This is a genomic window from Streptomyces purpurogeneiscleroticus (assembly GCF_020024005.1).
GTDB classification, from domain to species: Bacteria; Actinomycetota; Actinomycetes; order Streptomycetales; family Streptomycetaceae; genus Streptomyces; species Streptomyces purpurogeneiscleroticus.
The window spans coordinates 1-22752 of record NZ_NHSG01000243.1 but is presented as its reverse complement, the minus strand read 5'-3'; the positions used below and the strand labels follow the sequence as shown (position 1 = coordinate 22752).

20 protein-coding genes are annotated in these 22752 nt (G+C 72.2%); 6 read left to right on the top strand and 14 right to left on the bottom strand.

Annotated features, from left to right (window positions below; translation table 11 throughout):
• Window positions 1-49 precede the first annotated feature (49 nt).
• Genes CCS38_RS15725 through CCS38_RS15705 form a run of 5 tightly spaced genes read right to left on the bottom strand, consistent with a single transcriptional unit; the run spans window position 50 to window position 7272 of the window.
• The gene (locus tag CCS38_RS15725; RefSeq protein ID WP_223733893.1) at window positions 50-1231 is read right to left on the bottom strand and encodes an acyl-CoA dehydrogenase family protein; all 1182 of its coding nucleotides are present in this window, start codon (window positions 1229-1231) and stop codon (window positions 50-52) included.
• 23 nt (window positions 1232-1254) lie between these two features.
• Entirely contained in the window at window positions 1255-3096 is a 1842-nt protein-coding gene (locus CCS38_RS15720; protein ID WP_223733892.1) for an acetyl/propionyl/methylcrotonyl-CoA carboxylase subunit alpha, read from the bottom strand.
• Between the two features lie 35 nt (window positions 3097-3131).
• A complete protein-coding gene (locus CCS38_RS15715) occupies window positions 3132-4754 on the bottom strand; it encodes an acyl-CoA carboxylase subunit beta (protein WP_223733891.1) in 1623 nt (540 codons plus the stop codon).
• Window positions 4751-6460 carry an acyclic terpene utilization AtuA family protein gene (locus CCS38_RS15710; RefSeq protein ID WP_223733890.1) on the bottom strand — a complete coding sequence of 570 codons (1710 nt, stop codon included), beginning with the start codon at window positions 6458-6460 and terminating at the stop codon, window positions 4751-4753. Before CCS38_RS15710 ends, CCS38_RS15715 begins: the two co-directional genes overlap by 4 nt.
• On the bottom strand, window positions 6457-7272 hold the full coding sequence (locus CCS38_RS15705; protein ID WP_223733889.1) for a TIGR03084 family metal-binding protein: 816 nt from the start codon (window positions 7270-7272) through the stop codon (window positions 6457-6459). The genes CCS38_RS15710 and CCS38_RS15705 overlap by 4 nt, the downstream gene beginning before the upstream one ends.
• A gap of 310 nt (window positions 7273-7582) precedes the next feature.
• On the opposite strand from CCS38_RS15705, the gene CCS38_RS15700 reads away from it, so the two are divergent.
• Window positions 7583-7882, top strand: coding sequence for a cupin domain-containing protein (locus CCS38_RS15700; protein ID WP_223733900.1), 300 nt, complete (start codon window positions 7583-7585; stop codon window positions 7880-7882).
• A gap of 8 nt (window positions 7883-7890) precedes the next feature.
• Here the strand turns inward: CCS38_RS15700 and CCS38_RS15695 are convergent, their stop codons facing one another.
• The 3 genes from CCS38_RS15695 to CCS38_RS15685 form a co-directional block, all read right to left on the bottom strand.
• Window positions 7891-8985: a phage baseplate protein gene (locus tag CCS38_RS15695; protein ID WP_223733888.1), complete on the bottom strand. Its 1095-nt coding sequence runs from the start codon at window positions 8983-8985 to the stop codon at window positions 7891-7893.
• Between the two features lie 212 nt (window positions 8986-9197).
• Complete coding sequence (locus CCS38_RS15690; RefSeq protein WP_308050802.1) at window positions 9198-10214, bottom strand: EamA family transporter; 1017 nt, start codon at window positions 10212-10214, stop codon at window positions 9198-9200.
• Between the two features lie 85 nt (window positions 10215-10299).
• Window positions 10300-13233 (bottom strand): FAD-binding and (Fe-S)-binding domain-containing protein, encoded by a 2934-nt coding sequence (locus CCS38_RS15685; RefSeq protein WP_223733887.1) that lies wholly within the window; start codon window positions 13231-13233, stop codon window positions 10300-10302.
• A 189-nt stretch (window positions 13234-13422) separates the two neighbouring features.
• Here CCS38_RS15685 and serC point away from each other — a divergent pair, with 189 nt between their 5' ends.
• Entirely contained in the window at window positions 13423-14541 is a 1119-nt protein-coding gene (serC, locus tag CCS38_RS15680; RefSeq protein WP_223733886.1) for a phosphoserine transaminase, read from the top strand.
• Window positions 14542-14635: 94 nt separating this feature from the next.
• Here the strand turns inward: serC and CCS38_RS15675 are convergent, their stop codons facing one another.
• Window positions 14636-15667, bottom strand: a complete 1032-nt coding sequence (locus CCS38_RS15675; protein WP_223733885.1) for a lactonase family protein — start codon at window positions 15665-15667, stop codon at window positions 14636-14638.
• Window positions 15668-15757: 90 nt separating this feature from the next.
• Here CCS38_RS15675 and CCS38_RS15670 point away from each other — a divergent pair, with 90 nt between their 5' ends.
• Window positions 15758-16444, top strand: coding sequence for a GDSL-type esterase/lipase family protein (locus CCS38_RS15670; RefSeq protein WP_223733884.1), 687 nt, complete (start codon window positions 15758-15760; stop codon window positions 16442-16444).
• A gap of 19 nt (window positions 16445-16463) precedes the next feature.
• On the opposite strand, the gene CCS38_RS15665 is transcribed toward CCS38_RS15670, so the two are convergent.
• The 3 genes from CCS38_RS15665 to CCS38_RS15655 all read right to left on the bottom strand — a co-directional run bounded on the left by CCS38_RS15665 (window position 16464) and on the right by CCS38_RS15655 (window position 18484).
• Window positions 16464-16916 (bottom strand): VOC family protein, encoded by a 453-nt coding sequence (locus CCS38_RS15665; protein WP_223733883.1) that lies wholly within the window; start codon window positions 16914-16916, stop codon window positions 16464-16466.
• A 130-nt stretch (window positions 16917-17046) separates the two neighbouring features.
• Window positions 17047-17766 (bottom strand): glycine-rich domain-containing protein, encoded by a 720-nt coding sequence (locus CCS38_RS15660; RefSeq protein WP_223733882.1) that lies wholly within the window; start codon window positions 17764-17766, stop codon window positions 17047-17049.
• A gap of 298 nt (window positions 17767-18064) precedes the next feature.
• Window positions 18065-18484 (bottom strand): hypothetical protein, encoded by a 420-nt coding sequence (locus CCS38_RS15655; RefSeq protein ID WP_223733881.1) that lies wholly within the window; start codon window positions 18482-18484, stop codon window positions 18065-18067.
• Between the two features lie 120 nt (window positions 18485-18604).
• Here CCS38_RS15655 and CCS38_RS15650 point away from each other — a divergent pair, with 120 nt between their 5' ends.
• From CCS38_RS15650 to CCS38_RS15640, 3 genes are read left to right on the top strand one after another with little or no spacing between them, the layout of a single operon-like run.
• On the top strand, window positions 18605-19381 hold the full coding sequence (locus tag CCS38_RS15650; protein WP_223733898.1) for a helix-turn-helix domain-containing protein: 777 nt from the start codon (window positions 18605-18607) through the stop codon (window positions 19379-19381).
• Complete coding sequence (locus CCS38_RS15645) at window positions 19378-19587, top strand: DUF397 domain-containing protein (protein ID WP_223733880.1); 210 nt, start codon at window positions 19378-19380, stop codon at window positions 19585-19587. The genes CCS38_RS15650 and CCS38_RS15645 overlap by 4 nt, the downstream gene beginning before the upstream one ends.
• Complete coding sequence (locus CCS38_RS15640) at window positions 19569-20567, top strand: aldo/keto reductase (protein ID WP_223733879.1); 999 nt, start codon at window positions 19569-19571, stop codon at window positions 20565-20567. Before CCS38_RS15645 ends, CCS38_RS15640 begins: the two co-directional genes overlap by 19 nt.
• A 161-nt stretch (window positions 20568-20728) precedes the next feature.
• Here the strand turns inward: CCS38_RS15640 and thpR are convergent, their stop codons facing one another.
• Both thpR and CCS38_RS15630 read right to left on the bottom strand, forming a co-directional pair.
• Window positions 20729-21307, bottom strand: coding sequence for an RNA 2',3'-cyclic phosphodiesterase (gene thpR, locus CCS38_RS15635; RefSeq protein WP_223733878.1), 579 nt, complete (start codon window positions 21305-21307; stop codon window positions 20729-20731).
• Between the two features lie 115 nt (window positions 21308-21422).
• On the bottom strand, window positions 21423-22752 hold a 1330-nt coding region (locus CCS38_RS15630), incomplete at its 5' end, for an MFS transporter (RefSeq protein WP_223733877.1).

The window sequence follows — 22752 nt, the reverse complement described above, 5'->3', positions numbered from 1 at the left end:
GAGTGGGGGGGCGGACGACGGCTGACGATGTCCCGCAGCATGACGGCAGTCAGTACGACTTGGGGAGTCCCAGGGACTGGTGGGAGACGAAGTTCAGGATCATCTCGCGGCTGACCGGGGCGATTCTGGCCACCCGGGCCGCGGTGATCATCGAGGCGAGGCCGTACTCCGTGGTGAGGCCGTTGCCGCCGAGCGTGTGCACGGCCTGGTCGACGGTCTTCACCGCCGCCTCCCCCGCCGCGTACTTCGCCATATTGGCGGCCTCGCCCGCGCCCAAGTCGTCACCGATGTCGTAGAGGTGCGCTGCCTTGTGCATCATCAGCCGGGCCAGCTCGATGTCGATGTGGCACTGGGCGAGCGGGTGCGCGATGGCCTGGTGCGCGCCGACCGGCACCTTCCACACCTGCCGGTCGCGGGCGTACTCCACGGCCCGCTCCAGCGCGTAACGGGCCATGCCGAGGGCGAAGGCGGCGGTCATCACGCGCTCGGGGTTGAGCCCGGCGAAGAGCTGGAGCAGACCCGCGTCCTCGTCGCCGACCAGCGCCTCCGCGGGCAGCCGCACATCATCGAGTACGAGCTCGAACTGCTTCTCCGGCGCGGCCAGTTCCATGGAGATCGGGTTGCGGGCGAAGCCGGGGGTGTCGCGGGGGACGATGAAGAGGCAGGGCTTGAGCTTGCCGGTCTTCACGCCTTTATCGGACACAGCCTCGGTACGGCCGACGATCAGCGTCGCCTCCGCGATGTCGACGCCGGAGACGAAAACCTTGCGGCCGTTGAGTATCCAGCCGCCGGTCTCCGGGTCGCGGCGCGCCGTGGTGGTGATGCGGTGCGAGTTGGAGCCCGCGTCGGGCTCGGTGATGCCGAACGCCATCTTGCGCGAGCCGTCGGCGAGGCCGGGCAGCCACTGCCGCTTCTGCTCCTCAGTACCGAAGCGAGCGATGACCGTGCCGCAGATGGCGGGCGAGACGACGAGCATCAGGAGGGGACAGCCGGCCGCGCCCAGCTCTTCGAGGACGATGGCCAGCTCGGTGATGCCGCCGCCTCCGCCGCCGTACTCCTCGGGGAGGTTGACGCCGAGGTACCCGAGCTTGGCGGCCTCGGCCCACAGCTCGTCCGTGTGCTTGCCGTCGGCGACGACCTGGGTGAAGTACTCGCGTCCGTACCGCTTTCCGAGGGCGGCTACGGCGTCGCGGAGGGCGCGGTGCTCTTCGGTTTCGATCAGGCTGGTCATGGGGCTCCCTTGAGAGGTGTCCATCAGTCGCTGACGACGGCGAGGAGGGCGCCGACCTCGACCTGACGGCCGGGCTCGGCGTGCAGGGCGGTGAGAGTTCCGGTCGCAGGCGCGGTGATCTTGTGCTCCATCTTCATCGCCTCCAGCCACAGCAGCGGCTGACCGGCCTCGACGGCGGCCCCCTCGGCGAGCCCGTCCGCCACGCGGACCACCGTTCCGGGCATCGGGGCCAGCAGCGACCCGGGCTCCTGGCGGGCCGCGGGGTCGGGGAAGCGGGGCAGCGCGGTGAGCGTGGTGCTGCCGACGTACACCCGGTCGCCGTGCACGGTGACCTCGTACGTCCGCCGCACGCCGTCCGCCTCCAGCACGACCCGCGCCGCGTCGGCGTGCACGACCACCACACCCTCGGCGGCCAGGCCGTCCCGGGTGTGCCGGTACCGCACCTCGTGTTCGGTGCCGTCCGGCTCGGTGCGGTACCGCTTGACCTGCGGCTGCGAGTACACGTTCCGCCAGCCGCCGAAGCGCGAGCGGCCGTGCGCGTCGGCGAGGGCGGCGGCCAGGGGCGCGTACGGGTCGGGCTCCGCGGCCGTGAGGGCAGGCAGGTGGCGGTCGTAGAAGCCGGTGTCCATGCGCGCCTCGGTGAACTCCGGGTGGCGCAGGGACCGTACGAGAAGATCGCGGTTGGTGACCGGGCCGTGGATGCGGGCCCGCTCCAGCGCGCCCGCCAGCTTGCGGACGGCCGCGGTGCGGGTGGGTGCCCAGGCGACGGCCTTGGCGAGCATCGGGTCGTAGTGGATGCCGATGGTGTCGCCGTCGGCATAGCCGGAGTCCAGGCGGACGCCCGGTACGGAGAGGCCGTGCAGGGTGCCGGTCTGCGGGGCCCAGCCGGCGGCCGGGTCCTCGGCGTAGAGGCGGGCCTCGACGGCGTGGCCGCGCGGCTCGGGCGGCGCCTCGGGCAGCGCCTCTCCCTCGGCGACGCTCAGCTGCAGCGCGACCAGGTCGATGCCGAAGATCTCCTCGGTGACGGGGTGTTCGACCTGGAGGCGGGTGTTCATCTCCAGGAAGTGCGCGGTGCCGTCGACGACGAGGAATTCGACGGTACCGGCGCCGCGGTAGTCGGTCGCGCGGGCGGCTCTGATCGCCATCTCGTACAGTTCGGCGGTCAGTTCGGGGGTGAGTCCGGGGGCCGGGGCCTCCTCGATGACCTTCTGGTGGCGGCGCTGGAGGGAGCAGTCGCGGGTGCCCAACGGCCAGACGGTGCCGTGCGCGTCGGCGAGGATCTGCACCTCGACGTGGCGGCCGTTCTCGATGTACGGCTCGACGAAGACCTCACCGTCCCCGAAGGCGCTGCGGGCCTCGGCCCGCGCGGCTTCCAACTCCCCTTCCAGCTGCCTCAGTTCGCGTACGACGCGCATGCCGCGGCCACCGCCGCCCGCCGCCGCCTTCACCAGTACCGGCAGGTCGTCCTCCGTGACCTCGCCGAGCGGGGCGATGCCCATCAGCTCCTTGGCCCGGGTCTTGGAGGCCATCGCCTCGATGGCGGCGGGCGGCGGGCCGATCCAGGTCAGCCCGGCGTCGGCCACCGCGGCCGCGAACTCCGCGTTCTCGGAGAGGAAGCCGTAGCCGGGGTGGACCGCGTCGGCGCCTGCGTCCAGCGCGGCCTTCACGATCAGGTCGCCGCGCAGATAGGTGTCGGCGGGCGCGTCCCCCGGGAGGCGGACGGCCGCGTCCGCCTCCTTGACGTGGGGCGCGTCGGCGTCCGCGTCGGAGTGCACGGCGACGGTGGATATGCCCAGGTCGCGGCAGGTACGGAAGATACGGCGGGCGATCTCGCCGCGGTTGGCGACGAGCAGGGAAGAGATCACTGAAGCGTTCCTCGCAGCATGGGTCACGGGAGCCCTCACATCCGGAAAATGCCGAAGCCGCCGCGTGCGCCCTCGACGGGCGCGGTGTGGATCGCGGACAGGCACAGGCCGAGCACCGTGCGGGTGTCGCGCGGGTCGATGACGCCGTCGTCGTAGAGCCGCCCGGACAGGAACATCGGCAGCGACTCGGACTCGATCTGCTGCTCGACCATCGCGCGCAGCCCGGCGTCGGCCTCGTCGTCGTACGGCTGGCCCTTCGCGGCGGCCGAGGCGCGCGCCACGATCGACAGCACGCCCGCGAGCTGCTGCGGCCCCATGACGGCCGACTTCGCGCTCGGCCAGGCGAAGAGGAAGCGCGGGTCGTAGGCCCGGCCGCACATGCCGTAGTGGCCCGCGCCGTAGGACGCGCCCATCAGTACGGACAGATGCGGGACCTTCGAGTTCGACACCGCGTTGATCATCATCGCGCCGTGCTTGATGATCCCGCCCTGCTCGTACTCCTTGCCGACCATGTAGCCGGTGGTGTTGTGCAGGAAGAGGAGGGGGGTGTCGCGCTGGTTCGCCAACTGGATGAACTGGGCGGCCTTCTGCGACTCCTCGCTGAAGAGCACGCCCTGGGCGTTGGCGAGGATGCCGACCGGATAGCCGTGCAGCCGCGCCCACCCGGTTGTGAGTGAGGGCCCGTACAGCGGCTTGAACTCGTCGAAGTCCGAGCCGTCGACGAGCCGGGCGATGACCTCGCGGGGATCGAAGGGGATCTTGAGATCGCCGGGGACGATGCCCAGCAGCTCGTCCTCGTCGTACTTGGGCGGCTCGGCGATGGGGGTCCCCCCAGCGGTAGCTGGGGGAGGATCGGTGTGCGCCTTGCGCCAGTTGAGGCGGGCGACCACGCGGCGGGCCTGGCGCAGCGCGTCCGGCTCGTCCACCGCGAAGTAGTCCGCGAGGCCCGACGTGCGGGCGTGCATCTCGGCGCCGCCCAGCGACTCGTCGTCGCTCTCCTCGCCGGTCGCCATCTTCACCAGCGGCGGCCCGCCGAGGAAGACCTTGGCCCGCTCCTTGACCATGATCACGTGGTCGGACATGCCGGGGACGTACGCGCCGCCCGCCGTCGAATTCCCGAAGACCACGGCCACGGTCGGAATCCCGGCCGCCGACAGCCGCGTGATGTCCTTGAACAGCGCCCCGCCCGGGATGAAGATCTCCTTCTGGCTGGGCAGGTCCGCGCCGCCCGACTCCACCAGGGACACCACGGGCAGCCGGTTGGCGTACGCGATCTCGTTCGCGCGCAGCGCCTTCTTCAGCGTCCAGGGGTTGGAGGCACCGCCCCGTACGGTCGGGTCGTTGGCGGTGATCAGGCACTCCACGCCCTCGATCACGCCGATCCCGGTGACCAGCGAAGCGCCCACCTGGTAGTCGCTCCCCCACGCGGCGAGCGGCGACAGCTCCAGGAAGGGGGTGTCGGGGTCGAGCAGCAGCTCGATGCGTTCGCGGGCGAGCAGCTTGCCGCGCTTGCGGTGCCGCTCGACGTACTTCTCGCCGCCTCCGCCAACCGCCTTGGCCTGCTCGGCGGCCAGTTCGTCCAGCTTGGCGAGCAACGCCGCGCGGTTCTCCGCGTACTCGGGGCTCGCGGTGTCCAGCCCTGTGCCGAGCACGGTCACAGCAGTACCTCCGGTATGTCCAGGTGGCGGGCGCGTAGCCACTCGCCCACGGCCTTGGCCTGCGGGTCGAAGCGGGCCTGCGAGGCCACGCCCGCGCCCAGCAGTCCGTCGATCACGAAGTTCAGCGCCCGGAGGTTCGGCAGTACGTGCCGCTCGACGGACAGGGCCGCGGCCTCCGGAAGGAGCGCGCGCAGCCGGTCGGTGGTCAGTTCATGGACCAGCCAGCGCCACGCCTCCTCCGTGCGCGCCCACACCCCGACGTTGGCCGCGCCGCCCTTGTCGCCGCTGCGGGCCCCGGCGACGAGGCCGAGCGGGGCGCGGCGGGTGGGGCCGTCGTGGTGCAGCGGATCGGGCAGCGGTGGATCGGCTTCCCGCACCAACTCCCGTGTCGTTGCAGGTGGTTCGATGGTCACCCGGTGACCGTCCGGCAGTACGGCGACGTGCGGCACCTCCCCCGCCGGTACGTACGCCGCCTCGAAGACGCCGTACGGGGCGCCCTTGCCCGGCGGGGCCGTGACGTGGAAACCGGGGTAGCTGCCGAGGGCCAGTTCGACCGCCGCGCCGCTGATGACCCGGCCGACCGCGTCCTGGTCCGGGTCCCGGACCACCAGCCGCAGCAGTGCGCTGGCCTCCTCCTCGGACGCCGCGTCCGGGTGGTCGGTGCGGGCGAGGTGCCAGTCCACCTCGGCGGGGCGCCGCCCGGCCGCCGCGAAGGCCGCCTCCATCTGCTCGCGCACCAGCCGCTCCTTGAGGTCCACGTCCAGTCCGGTGAGGACGAACGTGACCTCGTTGCGCCAGCCGCCGAGCCGGGTCAGCCCGGTCTTGAGGGTGGGCGGCGGCGCCTCGCCGCGCACGCCGTCGAGGCGCACCCGGTCGGGGCCGTCCTCCGTGAGCCGTACGGAGTCCAGCCGGGCGGTCACGTCGGGCCCGGCGTACCGCGCGCCCGTCGTCTCGTACAGCAGCTGGGCGGTGACCGTGCCGAGCGTGACGGCGCCGCCGGTGCCCGGGTGCTTGGTGATCACCGACGAGCCGTCCTCGGCGATCTCGGCGAGCGGGAAGCCGGGGCGGTGCACGTCGAGGGCGCCGAAGAAGGAGTAGTTGCCGCCGGTGGCCTGGGTGCCGCACTCCAGGACGTGCCCGGCGAGCACGGCGCCCGCCAGCCGGTCGAAGTCGTCGGGCCGCCACCCGAAGTGCGCGGCCGCGGCCCCGCTGACCAGCGCGGCATCGGTGACGCGGCCGGTGACGACGATCTCGGCACCGGCCCGCAGGCACTCCGCGATGCCGCCCCCGCCGAGGTACGCGTTGGCGGTCAGGGTGCCGGCCGGCCACCCGGGACGGACCAGCAGGTCGTCGCCCTCGACGTGCGCGACGCGCACAGGGATGCCGGCCTTCTCCGCCAACTCCCGTACGGAGTCGGCGAGTCCGGCCGGGTTCAGGCCGCCCGCGTTGGTGACGATCCGTACGCCGCGTTCGGCGGCCAGCCCGAGGCAGGTCTCCAGCTGCCGCAGGAAGGTCTTCGCGTAGCCGCGGCCCGGGTCCTTCAGGCGGTCCCGGCCCAGGATGAGCATGGTGAGTTCGGCGAGGTAGTCGCCGGTGAGGATGTCGAGGGGGCCGCCGGTGAGCATCTCCTCCAGCGCCCCGAAGCGGTCGCCGTAGAAGCCGGAGGCGTTGCCTATGCGCAGGGGCTCGGTGGGTGCCGGGGTCACGCGGTGGGTTCCTTCGGGGCGGCGGCCGACCGGGGGCCGCGGCCCGGGCCCGGCGGCCCGGCGAACGCCTGGGCGATGCCCAGCCACCGCTCGGCCTCCGCGCCCTCGGCCCGTACGTCCACGTCGTCGCGGTGCGCCCGCTGCGTGACCAGCAGGCAGAAGCCGAGTGCGTCGCCGGTCACCCGCTGCGCCGCGTCCTCGGGGCCGTACGCCCACACCCCGCCGTCCGGGCCCGGCGCCCGCAGCTCGACGCGGAACTCCTCCTCCGGGGGCGTGAGTCCGTGCGCCAGGTAGGCGAAGTTCCGGGCCCGTACGCCGATATGGGCGACGTGCCGCAGCCGGGCGGTCGGCTCCCGTACGACGCCCAGCGCGTCGGCGACGTCCTGGCCGTGCGCCCAGGTCTCCATCAGCCGGGCGGTGGCCATCGAGGTGATGCTCATCGGCGGGCCGAACCACGGCAGCCGGCCGCCGGTGTACGCGGCGAGCGCGTCGTGCAGCGCGTCGCGGCCCGCGCGCCAGTGGGCCAGCAGCTCGGCGGGCGGCCGGCGGGCCCCTTCCTCGGCGCCCTCGTCGACGAAGGTGTCCGGGGAGGCGAGCGCCGCCTCGACGGCGCGCCGGAAGCCGTCCGGGTCGGTGGCCGCGCGCAGCGCCTGCTGGTCGGTCCAGGCGAGGTGGGCGATCTGGTGGGCGATCGTCCAGCCGGCGGCGGGCGTCGGCACCGCCCAGCGGTCCGCGGTGAGCGGCTCCACGAGGGCGTCCAGCGCCTGGCCCTCCGCGCGCAGGTCGGCGAGCACCGGGCTCGGGTCGGACACGCTGCACTCCCCTCATCGGGCCCGACTCACAGGCGGACGGGCCGCGTTGACGTGTGTGGTGGTGCGGCTAAGAGAGTGGCAGCAGGCACAGAAACAATCAAGCATGCCTGCATGATTTTGTCTGCGTGATCTGCCGCCGCTCCCGGATGGTGGGCCCCGATTTGCAGGCGCACCATGAAGGGAGGAGGAGGCCCAGCGATCCGACACGGGCCTTTTGACGAAGGAATGCATCATGCTTGGAGTGAAGACGACCCTTGAGGTCAAGGCGATCGATCAACCGGATGAACGGCGCGAGTTCCCTCGCGGCCACATGGAAGCCGTCCACCTGCCCGGGCTGGACTTCGCCAGAGCAACCTTTGAACCGGGCTGGCGCTGGTCCGAGTCGCTGGCCCCGGTCGCGGGGACCAGCAGCTGCGAGGTGCCGCACAACGGCTACATCGTGCAAGGCCGGATGCACGTCCGCATGGACGACGGCACGGAGGCCGACGGCGGCCCCGGCGATGTCTTCGTGATCTCGCCCGGGCACGACGCCTGGGTCGTGGGTGACGAGCCGGTCGTGGTCTTCGACTTCGCCGGTGTCATGGCCCAGGAGTACGCGAAGCCCCACTGAAAGGTCGGTCAGCCGCCGTGCGCGTACAGCGAGAAGCGGCGGCGGTTGACCTTGCCCGAGGTGAAGCCCGCGACCAGCCGTTCGCCGCCGCGGTGCAGCACGGCCAGGCCCTCCGGCTCGCGCGGGTGCAGCTTCTGTCCCGCCCTCGTGCGGACCTCCTGCACGATCGCGCCGCTGCGCAGATCGATGCAGGTCAGGCGGGCGTTGCCGGGGCCGGATGCCGGATTGCCGGGGCCATAGGGGCTGCCGGTGAGCTGGTACGCGTAGTTCCCCGACAGCGCCAGTCCCTGGTGGAAGACGCCCTTGCGCAGGAGCGGCTGCGCGACGTCGGCGAGCGGCTTCGGGGTGCCCGCGCCGAAGTCGTCCAGGTCGTAGAGCGCGTAACGGTAGACGCCGGTCCTGCGGCGGTAGCGGAGCAGCAGGCGGCGGGTGGTCATGTCGACGGCCGGCTGGTTCTTCGTGGTGCCGGGCCGCGGCCGGTACGTGAGCAGCGCGCGGTCGTCGGCCCGCAGCACCCGGTTCGGGGTGTAGGGGAAGCGGGCGATGCCGCGGCCGTAGCCGGAGGCGGGGTTGACGTCCCACTCCGTCCAGAGGAGCGGCGCCTTACCGGGCCGGTGCTGCACGCCGAGGGTACCGCCGTGCCCGAAGCCCTTGAGGAACATCCGGTCCTTCAGCTTCCCCGACATCGTGAGGCGGTTCAGGCACAGGTCGCCGCGGCTGGCCCGCTGCGCGTGGGTGTACGTCCGCGCCTCGCCCTTGAGGCGGACGCCGCCCTGCACGATCTGGAGGGCGTAGATGTACCCGGCCGCCTCGTCGAACGCGAAGGACTGCAGGACGGAGAAGTGCGTGAGCCGTTTTTTCTGCAGCAGCACGGTGGCCGGTCCGGACAGATCGATCATGCCGCCCGCACCCGGCGCGCCCCCGGGCATGTCGATGTCGGGCATGGGGACCTTGGTGGGCCCCGGGTCGACGCCGGGGACCGGCCGGCCGCCCGGGCCGGGTGGCCGCGGGGCCGCTTCGGCCCGGTCGGTGAGCAGCAGCGGGCCGCCGAGGACCGCGGCGCCTCCGAACCTCAGAAGTTCCCTGCGCCCGATCCCCGTCATACCGCGTCGCCCCTCCGTCGTCGTCCGTACTGGCACGCGTCGCGGAGCATGACTATCCCGGACCGTTTCTGTCCGGACGTGTCCTGATCCGCGGCTCGTGAGAACGTTCATGACCGGCGACGGCCGGGTGCCACACGTGTTCCCCGGGGGCTTCATCCATCCGCCCCCGGCCCCTCACACCAACGGCCCCCATGGGCCGGGAGCGGGCGCGGTCAGTGATTGGCGCCCGCCGAGCGGACCGCGCCGACGCTCGCGAGGACGACCATGGCGATGGCGGCGATCTCCGCCCAGCCGAGCGCCTGGTGCAGGACCAGGAAGCCCGCCGTGGCCGCGGCGGCCGGTTCCAGGCTCATCATCACGGCGAACCCGGACGCCGGGAGCCTGCGCAGGGCCAGCAGCTCCAGGGTGTACGGCAGCACCGAGGACATCAGCGCCACGGCCGCGCCGAGGCCGAGCGTCACCGGGTCGATCAGCGCCGAACCGGCGGACGCGACACCCAGCGGCAGGCTGAGGACGGCCGCGACGGTCATCGCCAGGGCCAGCCCGTCCGCCTGCGGGAAGCGCTGCCCCGCGCGGGCTGACAGCAGGATGTACGCGGCCCACAGCGCGCCGGCGGCCAGCGCGAAGCCGGCGCCGACCGCGTTCAGCCCGTCGAAGCCCTCGCGGCCGAGCAGCGCGACGCCGCCGAGCGCGAGCGCCGCCCACACCAGACTCAGCGCGCGCCGCGAGGTCACGATCGACAGCACCAGCGGGCCGAGGAACTCCAGGGTGACCGCGGCGCCCAGCGGGATGCGGTCGATGGCCTGGTAGAAGAGCGAGTTCATGCCCGCCAGCGCGACGCCGAAGCCGACGACGGTGGTCCAGTCGCCGCGCGAGTAGCCGCGCAGCTTCGGGCGGCAGGCCACGAGCAGCACCAGCGCCGCGACGACGAGGCGCAGCGTGACCACGCCGAGCGCGCTGGCACGGTCGAACAGCAGTACCGCCACCGACGAGCCGAACTGCAGCGAGACGATGCCGCCGACGACCAGCCCGACGGAGGTCAGGCGCGCGCGGGAGCCGCCGGCCCGCTCGGTCCGCCGTACCTCCTCCGACGGCGGTACCGGGACCGGTACCGCGCCCGCGTCGGACGCCGCGAGCCGCGCGGACTCACCGGCGGCCGGGGCGCCGGAGGACGAGCTGGACGGGGGGCCGGCCTGCTGCGGGCCGGACTGGGGAGACGAGTGGTTCACGCACCCCAAGCTAAGGGCCGCCGCCCCGGTTGGTGAAATGCGCTTCAGCGGCTTTAGGTACTGACAGAGGTTTCCGGCCGGACCGTCACAGGTGCTCGGCCAGTACCTCCGCCAGATGGCGCCCGGGCCGCGCGCCCAGCTGGGCCAGCTGTGTACGGCAGGAGAAGCCGTCGGCGACGATCTCCGCGTCCGGGGCCGCGTCCCGGACGGCCGGCAGCAGCTGCTCCTCCGCGCAGGCCACGGACACGTCGTAATGGCCGCGCTCGAAGCCGAAATTGCCCGCGAGACCGCAGCAGCCGCCGCTCAGCTCGCCGGTCAGCCCCGCACGCTCGCGCAGCCGGCGCTCCGCCGCGTCCCCGAGCACCGCGTGCTGGTGGCAGTGGGTCTGCCCGGCCACCGGGCGGTCGACGCGGGGCGGCTGCCAGTCCGGCGCGTACTCCTCCAGGTACTGCGCGAGGGTGCGGACCGAGCCGGCCAGCTCCGCGGCGCGCGGATCGTCCGGAAGCAGCTCGGGGAGGTCGGTGCGGAGGGTGGCGGCGCAGCTCGGCTCCAGGACGACGACCGGCGAGCCGAGTGTCGTCTCCACGCGGTCCAGGGTGCGCCGCATGACCTTGCGGGCCTGGTCGAGCTGGCCGGTGGAGACGTAGGTCAGGCCGCAGCAGACGGGCTTCTGGTCGCCACGGCCCGGAATCAGGACCTCCCTGCCGGTCGCCTCCAGGACCTTGACGGCGGCCCGGCCGACGGACGGCGCGAGGTGGTTGGTGAAGGTGTCCGGCCAGAGGAAGGCGACCCGGTCGCTGGAGAAGATGTGCGTACCGTCGCCCAGGCGCGCCCGGGAGTGGCGGTCCAGCCAGCGCGTGAACGGCTCCGGCGCGATCTCGGGGATCGTGCGCTCCGGCGCGATGCCGCCCGCCCGTTTGGCCAGCGCGGCGAGCGGCCCGACCCGGGCCGCCGCGTTGATCACGGGCGCCAGCCGGGAGATCGCGGCGGCCCGCAGCCACAGCGGCAGCCGCCCCATGGCGTAGTGCGCGGCGGGCCGCAGCCGCCCCGCGTAGTGGTGGTGCAGAAACTCCGCCTTGTAGGTCGCCATGTCGACGCCCACCGGGCAGTCGCTGCGGCAGCCCTTGCAGGACAGGCAGAGGTCCAGCGCGTCGCGCACCTCCGTCGACCGCCAGCCGTCCGTGACGACGTCACCGGCGAGCATCTCGTGCAGCAGCCGGGCGCGGCCGCGGGTGGAGTGCTGCTCCTCGCCGGTCGCGCGGAAGGAGGGGCACATGACGCCCGCGCCGGAGACGGAGGTGTTGCGGCACTTGGCGACGCCGACGCAGCGCCGGACAGCGGCGGAGAAGTCCCCCTTGTCGTGCGGATAGCCGAACTCCACATCGACCGGCTTCTTCGGCAGCACGGCGAAGCGGAGGTTCTCGTCCATGCGGTGCGGACGGACGAGCATGCCGGGGTTGAGCCCGCCCGCCGGGTCCCACATGTCCTTGAAACGCCCGAAGAGACCCATGAGTTCCGGCCCGTACATCTTCGGCAGCAGCTCGGCGCGCGCCTGCCCGTCGCCGTGCTCGCCGGACAGCGACCCGCCGTGCGCGACGACGAGATCCGCCAAGTCGTGCGAGAAGTCCCGAAAGCGCTGGATACCCGGCTCGCTCAGCAGATCGAAGTCGATGCGTACGTGGATGCAGCCGTCCCCGAAGTGGCCGTACGGGGTGCCGCGCAGACCGTGCTGTCCGAGCAGCCCCCGGAAGTCGCGCAGGTAGCCCCCGAGCCGCTCCGGGGGCACGGCGCAGTCCTCCCACCCGGGCCACGCTTCACTCCCGTCCGGCATGCGGGTCGCGGTCCCGGACGCGTCCTCCCGGACCCGCCACAGGGCACGCTGCCCCGCCGGATCCGACACGAGCAGGTGGTCCGTGACCCCGTCGGCGGCCGCCGCCCGGCACAGCGCCTCGGCCCGGGCCTTCGCCTCCTCCGGCGAGCCCCCGCCCATCTCCACGAAGAGCCACGCGCCGCCCTTCGGCAGCCCGCCCGGATCGGGCACCAGGTCGGACGCCATGCCCTCCACGGTCAGCGGCCCGTACGGCAGCAGGGTGTGCGCGGCCTCGGCGGCGGCGCTCTCGTCCGGGTATCCCAGTACGGCGAGGACCCGGGCGGCCGGCGCCTCGACCAGCTTCACCGTCGCCTCGGTCAGCACGCCGAGGGTGCCCTCGCTCCCGGTGAGCGCCCGGGCGAGGTCGACGCCGTTCTCCGGGAGCAGCGCGTCCAGCGCGTAGCCGGAGATCCGGCGCGGCAGCTCGGGGAAACCGGTGCGCAGCAGCGCGAGGTCCCCGTCGACCAGGGCGCGCACGCCGTCCGCGAGGGCGCCCGGCACGCCGTCGAGCCCTTGGCCCGCATGGACGCGCTCGCCCCCGTACGTCAGCACGTCCAGCGCGCTCACGTTGTCCGCGGTCGTCCCCCAGGCCACCGAGTGCGAGCCGCAGGAGTTGTTGCCGATCATGCCGCCGATCGTGCAGCGGCTGTGCGTGGAGGGATCGGGGCCGAAGGTGAGGCCGTGCGCGGCGGCCGCGGTGCGCAGCTCGTCGCAGATCACGCCCGGCTGGACCACGGCCGTCCGCGCCTCCGGGTCCAGCGACACGATCCGCCGCATGTGGCGGGTGAAGTCCAGCACCACGCCCGTACCGGTGGCCTGCCCCGCGATGGACGTGCCCCCGCCGCGCGGCACCACGGGCACGCCGTGCTCCCGGCAGACCCGCAGCGCGGCGGCGACGTCCGCGTCGTCCCGGGGCGCGACGACCGCCCGCGGCACCCGCCGGTAGTTCGACGCGTCCATGGTCATCAGCGCCCGGTCGGCGGCGGCGACCGATACTTCGCCGCGCACGGCCGCGCCCAGGGCCCGCGCCAGCTCCGCCGTACCGGCCGCGTCTCCGGCCCCTGTACCGGTTGCTGTACCGGCCACCGTCCCGTTCGCCGTCCCGCCCCGCGTCCCCGCGCCCCTCGTCTGCTCCGCACGCTCAGCCATGCACCCAGCCTGCCCCGCGGCACGGCACCGCATGACGGGAACGGGCCCCGCCGCGTGTCGCGCGGGTCACTTCCGTACCGCTCCCCCGGCCCGCTCACCCGGTCCCCGCACCGGCCATCCCCGGACACATGCGTCTCAACGGCTGGACTCCGGTCAGATCCCGGCGGCCCGACGGATTAGGCTTCGCACGTGGCTGAGATCCAGATTCCCGCTGACATCAAGCCCGCCGACGGACGTTTCGGCGCTGGCCCCTCCAAGGTGCGCACGGAGGCGCTCGAGGCGCTGGCCGCCACCGGCACGTCCCTCCTCGGCACCTCCCACCGCCAGGCCCCGGTCAAGAACCTGGTCGGCAAGGTGCGCGAGGGCGTTCGCGACCTCTTCCAGCTCCCCGAGGGCTACGAGGTCGTCCTGGGCAACGGCGGCTCGACCGCCTTCTGGGACATCGCGACGCACGGCCTGATCGAGCGCAAGTCCCAGCACCTCTCCTTCGGCGAGTTCTCCTCGAAGTTCGCCAAGGCCGCGAAGCTCGCGCCGTGGCTGGAGGAGCCCACCGTCATCTCCTCGGACCCCGGTACGCACCCGGAGCCGCAGGCCGAGGAGGGCGTGGACGTCTACGCCTTCACGCACAACGAGACCTCCACCGGTGTCGCCGCGCCGATCAAGCGCGTCGCGGGCGCCGACGAGGGCTCCCTCGTGCTGGTCGACGCCACCTCCGGCGCCGGCGGCCTCCCGGTCGACATCACCGAGACGGACGTCTACTACTTCGCCCCGCAGAAGTCCTTCGCCTCCGACGGCGGCCTGTGGATCGGCGTCTTCTCGCCCGCGGCCCTGGAGCGCGCCCGCAGCGTCCACGCCTCCGGCCGCCACGTCCCGGAGTTCTTCTCGCTCCCGACGGCGATCGACAACTCGCTCAAGAACCAGACGTACAACACCCCCGCCCTCTCCACCCTCTTCCTGCTCAACGAGCAGCTGGAGTGGATCAACGGCCAGGGCGGCCTGGACTGGGCGGTCCGCCGCACCGCGACCTCCTCGCGCACGCTGTACGGCTGGGCCGAGGACTCCAAGTACGCCACCCCGTTCGTCACCGACCCGGCGAAGCGCTCGCAGGTCATCGGCACGATCGACTTCAACGAGGACGTGGACGCCGCGGCCGTGGCCAAGGTCCTGCGCGCCAACGGCATCGTCGACACCGACCCGTACCGCAAGCTGGGCCGCAACCAGCTGCGCGTCGCGATGTTCCCGGCGATCGACCCGGCCGACGTCGAGGCGCTGACGAACTGCATCGACTACGTGATCGACAAGCTCTGATCACTCCGGTCGTGCAGACGCGCTGACGCGCTGAGCACTGATGTACGCGGGGGCCCCGGCGAGATGATCGCCGGGGCCCCCGCGCATTCCGTGCTCAGCGGCGGCCGCGGCGACGGAGGGCGAGGAAGGCCGCGATGGCCACGCCGATGACGATGATGCCGGTGACGGCCGGGTTGCTCTTCTCCTCCGAGGAGTCGGAGGGGCCGGAGGAGTCACCGGTTCCGTCCGAGCCGTTCCCGTCCCCACCTCCGGGAGTCGCGGAGGAGCCGGCGGACACCGACTCCGGGAGCTGTCTCCCGCTCAGCCCGACCGGCTCGACCCGGCTGGCCGCGCCCTCCGACCCGAACATCAGCGTCCGCCCGTCCGGCGTGAACGTGACCGACTCGCCCTGCCCCTGGATCGGTACGCCGATGCTCCCGATGTCGTCCTTCGGCCGGCCGTCCTGCCAGCGGAACATCCGCCCGCCGAAGTAGCTGCGCAGCATCAGCCGCGTGCCGTCCGGCGAGAACGCGCCGTCGGTGACCCACATCTCGATTTTCGAGACCCGCTGGAAGACATTCGGCCCGGACGTGGTCAGCCGCTCGGGACCGGCGTACAGCGCGGCACCCCCGTCCTCCTTCTTCGAGACGACGTACACCCGCCCGGTCTTCGGGTGGACCATCATCGCCTCGGCGTTCCGCGGCCCGTCCGCGTACTTCACGACGTACTGAGTGGCCGTCACGGTCCGGTCGCGCAGCTCCTTCGGCTCCGGGAAGCGGTAGATCCAGACGTGGTCCCAGGACCCGTCCAGGTTGTCCCCGATATCGCCGACGTACAGATCACCGTCCGGCCCGACCGATACGGCCTCCACATCACGCGGATCGCCGACCCCGCGCATGGTGACAGTGGCAACCGTCCGCCCGGTCCGGTAATCCACGGCGTAGACGTACGGCCCGTCATCGCTGTCGTTGTGGGTCCAGTAGATGCCCGGGTGGGCGCGGCTCGCGGCCAGCCCGCTGGACTCGGTGATCCGCTGGTCCTTGATCGTGAACGGTTCCGGGTCGGCGGCGGGCGCGGCCACGGCAGTGGCGGCCGACGCGACCAGCAGGACCCCCGCGGCACCGGCCGCACACAGAAGCGAACGCATGCCCCCAGCTTCCCACCAGCGCGGCGGTCCGCGGCGACGCGTGGGCAGCGTCACGTACCGGCCGGGCCCGCGATCAGCGAAAATGGCCGGATGCGGATCATGTTCGTCGGCGACTCCATGACCATCGGCTCCGCCGGCGATTACACCTGGCGTTACCGCATGTGGCAGCACCTCAACAGCACATACGGCGGGCCGTACCGCATCGTCGGCCCGCGCGACGCGCTGTACGACATCGCGGCGGCCGAGCCCGTCTCGTACGACTACGGCGACTCCGCGTTCCCCGAGCGCGCCCGCCGCCATCTCGCCGGCTGGGGCGAGGGCTGGCTGCACATGGCCCCGCTCATCGGCGAGGCCGTCCGCGCGCACAAGGCCGACACGCTCCTCGTCTCCCTCGGCCTCATAGACCTCGGCTTCTACACGGACGCCGACCAGACCGCCGAGAACGCCCGCCGCTTCCTCACGGAGGCCCGCGCCGCGCGGCCGCACGTACGCGCGGTACTCCTGCCCGTCATCCCCAACGTCCGGGCGGCCGGCGACCCCGACTTCGCCGCCCAGTGCGACCGCTTCAACGAGCTGCTGGCCAAGGCCGTCGCCGACCTCTCCACCCCGGCGTCCCCGCTGCTCCTCGCGTCACCCCCGGAGGACTACTCCCTGGACCGCGACACGTACGACGGCACGCACCCGTCGCCGTCCGGCGAACACCTGCTCGCTGCCGCCTTCGCCGACGCGATGCACCAGGCGTGGGACGTGGGCGGGCCGTACGAACCGGCGGCCTGAGCGGAGCCGTGTCCGGCGGCTAGCCCTGGAGCAGCTCGTTGCCCCGCCGGGCGACCTCCTCCGGCGAGAGCTCCTCGACCTGGGTCAGGAAGACCCAGACGTGCCCGAAGGGGTCCTTCAGCATGACGGTCCGGTCGCCGTAGAACATGTCGGTCGGCGGCTGGAGCGACTCCGTCCCGGCGGCGACGGCCCGGCGGTACAGCGTGTCGACATCATCGACGTACACATGCAGGCCCACCGTCGTGCCGCCCGCTTCCCGCGGAGTGCGGAACGCACCGTCCCCGTCGCCGACCATGAGCACCGAATCCTGAATCCGCATCTCGGCGTGCAGGATCCGCCCGTCGGGGCGAGCGATCCGCATGATCTCCTCGGCCCCGAACGCGGCCGCGTAGAAGGCCATCGCCTCGGCGGCGCCGTCGATCATGAGGTGCGGGACCACGGCGTGGCGGTAACGGCCGGGAATGGCGGGCATGAGGAGGTCCCTCCTGGTCAGTGCCGGGGCGCTTGCTCGGCGACGTGACCGACGCTATGACCTCAAGTTTCCTTGAGGTCAAGGCAGCAGTCCCGCAGGTCATGCAGGTTGGGTGGCACCAATGGCAGGCTCAGTAGGCCAGGACGACACAGCCGTTGCCGCCGTTGGTGCCGGGCTTGCCGTTGCCGAGCGGGCCGCCGCCTGCTCCTCCGTCGCCGCCGACGCCGGTCCCGGAGGGGCACTCGGCCGGCACGCCATCGCCCGGCAAGCCGCCCTTTCCGCCTGCCCCACCTGTGACGAGGCCGTTCTCACCCTCGCCGCCCGGCTCGCCGGGCTGTGCCTCCGTGAAGTCGCTGCAGGTGCGGGCGTGGCCGCCGGCGGTACCGCCCCGCCCCGCACCCCCGGCCAGTTCGCCGCCACCGCCCTGACCGCCGTTGCCTCCCACTGAGGTCGCGAATCGCGATTTCGGACCCACGACGGTGGTCACCACCCGGCCGGCCTCCCCGGACTCTCCCGCCCTGCCGAGGGGGCGGCCGCTGCCGCCGGCTCCTCCGACGCCGCCCGCGGCAACGCGGATCTCGAGGGTGTCGCCTTCCGCGACGCTGAGGCGGCAGTCGATAGTTGTGCCCCCTGCGCCCCCTCCGCCACCGCCGCCGCCGAGGCGGGCGATGCCCTGGCCACCGCCGCCACCGCCCGCACCGGCGCCGACCGCGAGGACGATGACGTTTTCCACCCCCGCCGGGACGGTGAACTCGTGTATGCCGGGCTCGGAGAAGGCCACCGGCGGGGCCGCGTGTGCGGGGCCGGCCACCGCTAAGGGCAGCATCATCCCCGCAGCCAGGGCCAACATCCCCACTGCTCGGGCCGGGCGTCGCGATGCCGTCATCGCATCAACCTCCGTCATGTCACCTGGGCACTTCACTGCCACAGGAACGCTTGGGTCACGGCTCACCCAAGCAACGCAGCACCAGGCCGGACAACGGGCAACGCGGCGTCCCACGGCATACCGGCCACGGCGTACGCCCTCTCCTGTGCCTCAGCCGCCCCAGTCCCCTGGCCACTGCCCACACCGCCCGCCCGCAACGTCTAACCACTCGACCGGATTGGCGCCACTCGAGTGAGTGAACGACGCACAAGAGGCGGAGAGCTTAGGCCGAGTCGGCCACCACCCGCGCCACCATCTCGTGCAGCAACCCCGGCTCCACGTAGGGCGCTTCCGCGCAGGGGAGAGACCGCCACGACAGCGGCCAGGTGTCCCCGTACAGCGCGGGCACCCCGACGAATGCGGCCTCCCGGCCGCCCCTTCCGAGATCGCGCGCCCCGGCGGGCCAGACGTACGCGGCGGCGGTTCCCGGCGGGAGCAGGAAGTACGAGTACCGCCCGCCGGTCGCCGTCCGCACGATGGGCCCCGCCCGGAAGTCGGTGAACGCCATGATTTCGTACGCGACTTGTTCGCCGGTGAAGTCGGCGATTCGGATGGCGTCGAAGTGGCCCCCGACGGACCGCAGCACATGCCCTGAGGCGGGCACCCAGGCCGGTACGAGATCGGGTGAGATTCGCAGGTTCATGACCCGAACCATTCCGCCCATGAGTTCACTGTGACCAGTGCCACAGAGTGGCCGTGGAGTGTCGTGAACAAAGGGGAGGATGCCGTGCACGAAAGTGGAAAAGGCTCCGGCAACACGAGGATGTTCGGAGCGATTCTGCGGTTCTACCGGGAGCAGGCCGGGCTGACGCAGGACGCCTTGGGCAGGCGTATCGAATTCTCCAAGTCCCAGGTGGCGATGGTGGAACGGGGTGACCGCCCACCGAAGGGACAGTTCGTCCCACGGGCGGACGAGGCGGTAGGTGCACGGGGTGCACTGCTGGCAGCGGCAGTAGAGCTGCACGTCAGCCGAATGCCCTATTGGTTCGAGGAGTTCGCCTATGAGGAGGCGAGATGCCGCGCACTGCACTCGTACCAGAACCAAGTGATCCCGGGGCAGCTGCAGACCGACGCGTACGCACGTGTGGTCTTCGGCTGCCACTGCCCGTCGATGAGTGACGACGAGATCGAGGCGAGCGTGGCCACCCGTCTGGCGCGCCAGAAACTCTTCCACCGCAAGCCCGCGGCCATCATCAGCTTCATCGTGGAAGAGAGTGCCCTCTGCCGCCCCCTCGGCGGTCCGGCGGTTCTCAAGGAGCAACTCCACCACGTGCTCGACATCGGGCGACTGCGCAACGTCGAGATCCAGGTGATGCCGTCCAACCGCCAGACCCATGCGGGGCTGGACGGACCGATGGTGCTGCTGGAGACCGCAGAGCGTCAGCAACTCGCATACGTGGAAGGGCAGAACGGCAGCTTCTTCATCAGCGAGCAGCCGGGTCTGGGTGACATCACCGAGCGGTATGGCATTCTTCGAGCCCAGGCCCTCAGTCCGGAGGACTCCGCGCAACTCATCGAGCAGGTGGCACGAGGACTATGAACTGGTTCAAGAGCAGTTACAGCGGCAGCCAAGGTGGCGACTGCATCGAGGTCGCCATCGCCCCCTCCGCCATCCACATCCGGGACTCAAAAGACATAGCGCGCCCCGGCGTTAGTACATCCCCCGACTCCTGGGCCGCGTTCCTTCACTTGATTCGAGCGGACTCCAAGGCGTTGGCTGTGGAGGCATGGAGTACACGCAGCTAGGACGTACGGGGCTCAAGGTCAGTCGGCTCGTTCTCGGGACGATGAACTTCGGGCCGCAGACCGACGAGGCCGACAGTCACACGATCATGGACGCCGCGCTGAGCGCGGGCGTCAACTTCTTCGACACGGCCAATGTGTACGGCTGGGGCGAGAACAAGGGGCGTACCGAGGAGATCATCGGGTCCTGGTTCGCCAAGGGTGACGGGCGGCGCGACAAGGTCGTGCTCGCCACCAAGGTGTACGGGAACATGGGGCCGGACGGCGGCACCGTATGGCCGAACCACGACAAGCTGTCCGCTGTGAACATCCGGCGGGCCGTGGACGCCAGCCTGAAGCGGCTGGGGACGGATTACATCGATCTGTACCAGTTCCACCACGTGGACCGGAACACGCCCTGGGACGAGATCTGGCAGGCGATGGACGTGCTCGTGCAGCAGGGGAAGATCCTGTATGCCGGGTCTTCCAACCACGCCGGCTGGCACATTGCGCAGGCCAACGAGACCGCCGCGCGCCGCGGCTCGTACGGGCTGGTCAGTGAGCAGTGTCTGTACAACCTCGCCGAGCGGCGGGCCGAGATGGAGGTCATTCCGGCGGCCGAGAGTTACGGGCTCGGGGTGATCCCGTGGTCGCCGCTGCACGGCGGGCTGCTGGGCGGTGCGATCCGCAAGGAGCGCGAGGGCGGCGGCGCGCGGACCACCAGCGGGCGGGCCGCCGACGCGCTCGCCGACCCGACGACCCGCGCGCAGATCCAGGCGTACGAGGACGCGTGCGCGAAGTACGACCTGGAGCCGGGCGAGGTCGCTCTGGCCTGGCTGCTCACGCGGCCCGGTGTGACGGGGCCGATCGTCGGGCCGCGTACGACGGACCAGCTCGCGTCGGCGCTGCGGGCCGTGGAGCTGACGCTGCCGGAGGAGCTGCTGCGGTCGCTGGAGGAGATCTTCCCGGGGCCGGGGCCGTCCCCCGAGGCGTTCGCCTGGTGAGTGCGGCGCCCGTCCGGGGCGGTCGTCACTGGAACGCGGCTGCCACGATGACGACGATCAGCAGTACGGCGAGCAGGCCGGACATGATCCGGTTACGGGTCTTGGGGTCCACCCTTCGAGCGTAACCGGACGGCCGGACGGGCCCGCAGCCAGTACCGCCCTCAGCCCGTCCGGCGGCCCAGGGGCCAGGACGCCACCGTCTCGTAGCGGGGCTGCTCGCCGGGGACGCCGGAGGTGGGGAGGTTGCTGCGGACCAGGGCCAGCTCGGCGACCTGCCACTCCGCGCTCTCGTACGTGGCGAGCGCGTCGACGAAGGGGGCGAGGTCCACGCGGTCGTCGCCCCGGTGGCGCGCGAGCGTCAGGTGCGGGGTGTAGCGGCGGTGCTCGCCCGTGTCGACGCCGGCCCGGCGCGCCGCGGCCCGCGCGGAGTCCGCGAGGTGCCGCATCGGCTCGCGGCCGCCGGCCGCGCCCGCCCACAGCACCTTGTGGTCGAACCGGCCGCTGCCGCTGATGCGCAGCGGGAAGGGAGCGTGCCGGTGGGCCGCGCGGGCCAGCCGGGTGTGCAGCTCGGGGAGCAGGTCGTCGGCGACCTCGCCGTAGAAGGCGAGCGTGAAGTGCCAGCCGTCGTGGCCGGTCCAGCGCATGCGCTCCGCGCCGGGGAGCCGGCGTACTGGGGCCAGCTCGGCGGCCAGGTCGTCGATCGCCGCCTGTGGCGGCAGGACCGCTGCGAAGAGTCTCATGGCGTCATTTTGGCGGGTGCGGCGCCGCGGTGGCCGGTCGCGCAGTTCCCCGCGACCCCTGAAGGGGCGCGGGGAACTGCGCGAGCAAGCACGACGGGTCCGCGGACGGCGACGGTCAGGCCGCGGCAGCTACCCGGTCCCGACGAACCGCTTTCCGAGGGACGAACGCCACGTGCTGGTGGCCCCGGCGGAGGTCGATCTTGAGGCGGAGCCCACCCGCGCGGGCCAGGAACAACCCGACCCCGACCGCCGCCAGGGCGGAGATCACGCCGCCCGACAGGAAGCCGATCCGCGCCCCGTACGCGTCCGTGATCCAGCCGACCAGCGGAGCGCCCAGCGGCGTGCCGCCCATGAAGACCATCATGAACAGGCTCATCACGCGGCCGCGCATGGCCGGGTCGGTCGCCAGCTGGACGCTGGAGTTCGCGGTGACGTTGATCGTCAGGCCGCACATGCCGATCGGGACGAGGAGCGCCGCGTACAGCCAGAACGTGGGGGCGAGCGAGGCCGCGATCTCCAGGATGCCGAAGGCGAGGGCGGCGCCCACCAGCAGGCGGAGGCGGGACGTGCCGCGCCGGGCCGCGAGCAGCGCGCCGGCCAGTGAACCGGCCGCCATCAACGTGTTGAGCAGGCCGTACGTGCCGGCGCCCGAGTGGTACACCTTGTCGACAAAGGCGGTCAGCCAGATCGGGAAGTTGAAGCCGAAGGTGCCGATGAAGCCGACCAGGACGATGGGCCAGATCAGGTCGGGACGGCCCGCGACGTAGCGCAGGCCCTCGCGGAGCTGGCCCTTGCCGCGCGGCACGACCTTGCCCTGGTGCAGTTCGGAGGGGCGCATCATGAGCAGGCCGACGACCGGCGCGATGAAGGACAGGCCGTTGAGCATGAAGGCCCAGCCGCTGCCGACGGCGGTGATCAGCACACCGGCGACCGCGGGGCCGACCAGCCGGGCCGACTGGAAGTTCGCTGAGTTCAGGCTGACCGCGTTCCGTATGTCGTCGGGGCCGACCATCTCGGACACGAAGGACTGGCGGGCGGGGTTGTCGACGACGGTGACCAGGCCGAGCAGGAAGGCGACCAGGTAGACGTGCCAGACCTGGACCTGCCCGGTGAGGGTGAGGACCGCGAGGGCGAGTCCCGTGAGGCCCATCGCGGACTGGGTGAGCAGGAGCAGCTTGCGCTTGGGCAGCCGGTCGGCGATGACGCCGCCGTACAGCCCGAAGAGCAGCATCGGGAGGAACTGCAGGGCCGTGGTGATGCCGACGGCGGCGGAGGAGCCGGTGAGGCTCAGCACCAGCCAGTCCTGGGCGATGCGCTGCATCCAGGTGCCGGTGTTGGAGACGACCTGGCCGGTGGCGAAGAGCCGGTAGTTACGGATGCGCAGCGAGCTGAAGGTGCCCTTGCGCGGCTTCGCGGCGGCCGGGGCGGGGTTGTGGGGGTCAGGT

Bases quoted from the DNA above. Each gene is read 5' to 3' on its own strand.
- CCS38_RS15660 (WP_223733882.1), bottom strand. From the start codon at position 17,766: ATGTTGGCCCTGGCTGCGGGGATGATGCTGCCCTTAGCGGTGGCCGGC.
- CCS38_RS15670 (WP_223733884.1), top strand. From the start codon at position 15,758: ATGCGGATCATGTTCGTCGGCGACTCCATGACCATCGGCTCCGCCGGC.
- CCS38_RS15675 (WP_223733885.1), bottom strand. From the start codon at position 15,667: ATGCGTTCGCTTCTGTGTGCGGCCGGTGCCGCGGGGGTCCTGCTGGTC.
- CCS38_RS15650 (WP_223733898.1), top strand. From the start codon at position 18,605: ATGTTCGGAGCGATTCTGCGGTTCTACCGGGAGCAGGCCGGGCTGACG.
- CCS38_RS15695 (WP_223733888.1), bottom strand. From the start codon at position 8,985: ATGACGGGGATCGGGCGCAGGGAACTTCTGAGGTTCGGAGGCGCCGCG.
- CCS38_RS15665 (WP_223733883.1), bottom strand. From the start codon at position 16,916: ATGCCCGCCATTCCCGGCCGTTACCGCCACGCCGTGGTCCCGCACCTC.
- CCS38_RS15700 (WP_223733900.1), top strand. From the start codon at position 7,583: ATGGAAGCCGTCCACCTGCCCGGGCTGGACTTCGCCAGAGCAACCTTT.
- thpR (WP_223733878.1), bottom strand. From the start codon at position 21,307: ATGAGACTCTTCGCAGCGGTCCTGCCGCCACAGGCGGCGATCGACGAC.
- CCS38_RS15725 (WP_223733893.1), bottom strand. From the start codon at position 1,231: ATGACCAGCCTGATCGAAACCGAAGAGCACCGCGCCCTCCGCGACGCC.
- CCS38_RS15640 (WP_223733879.1), top strand. From the start codon at position 19,569: ATGGAGTACACGCAGCTAGGACGTACGGGGCTCAAGGTCAGTCGGCTC.
- CCS38_RS15655 (WP_223733881.1), bottom strand. From the start codon at position 18,484: ATGAACCTGCGAATCTCACCCGATCTCGTACCGGCCTGGGTGCCCGCC.
- CCS38_RS15685 (WP_223733887.1), bottom strand. From the start codon at position 13,233: ATGGCTGAGCGTGCGGAGCAGACGAGGGGCGCGGGGACGCGGGGCGGG.
- CCS38_RS15645 (WP_223733880.1), top strand. From the start codon at position 19,378: ATGAACTGGTTCAAGAGCAGTTACAGCGGCAGCCAAGGTGGCGACTGC.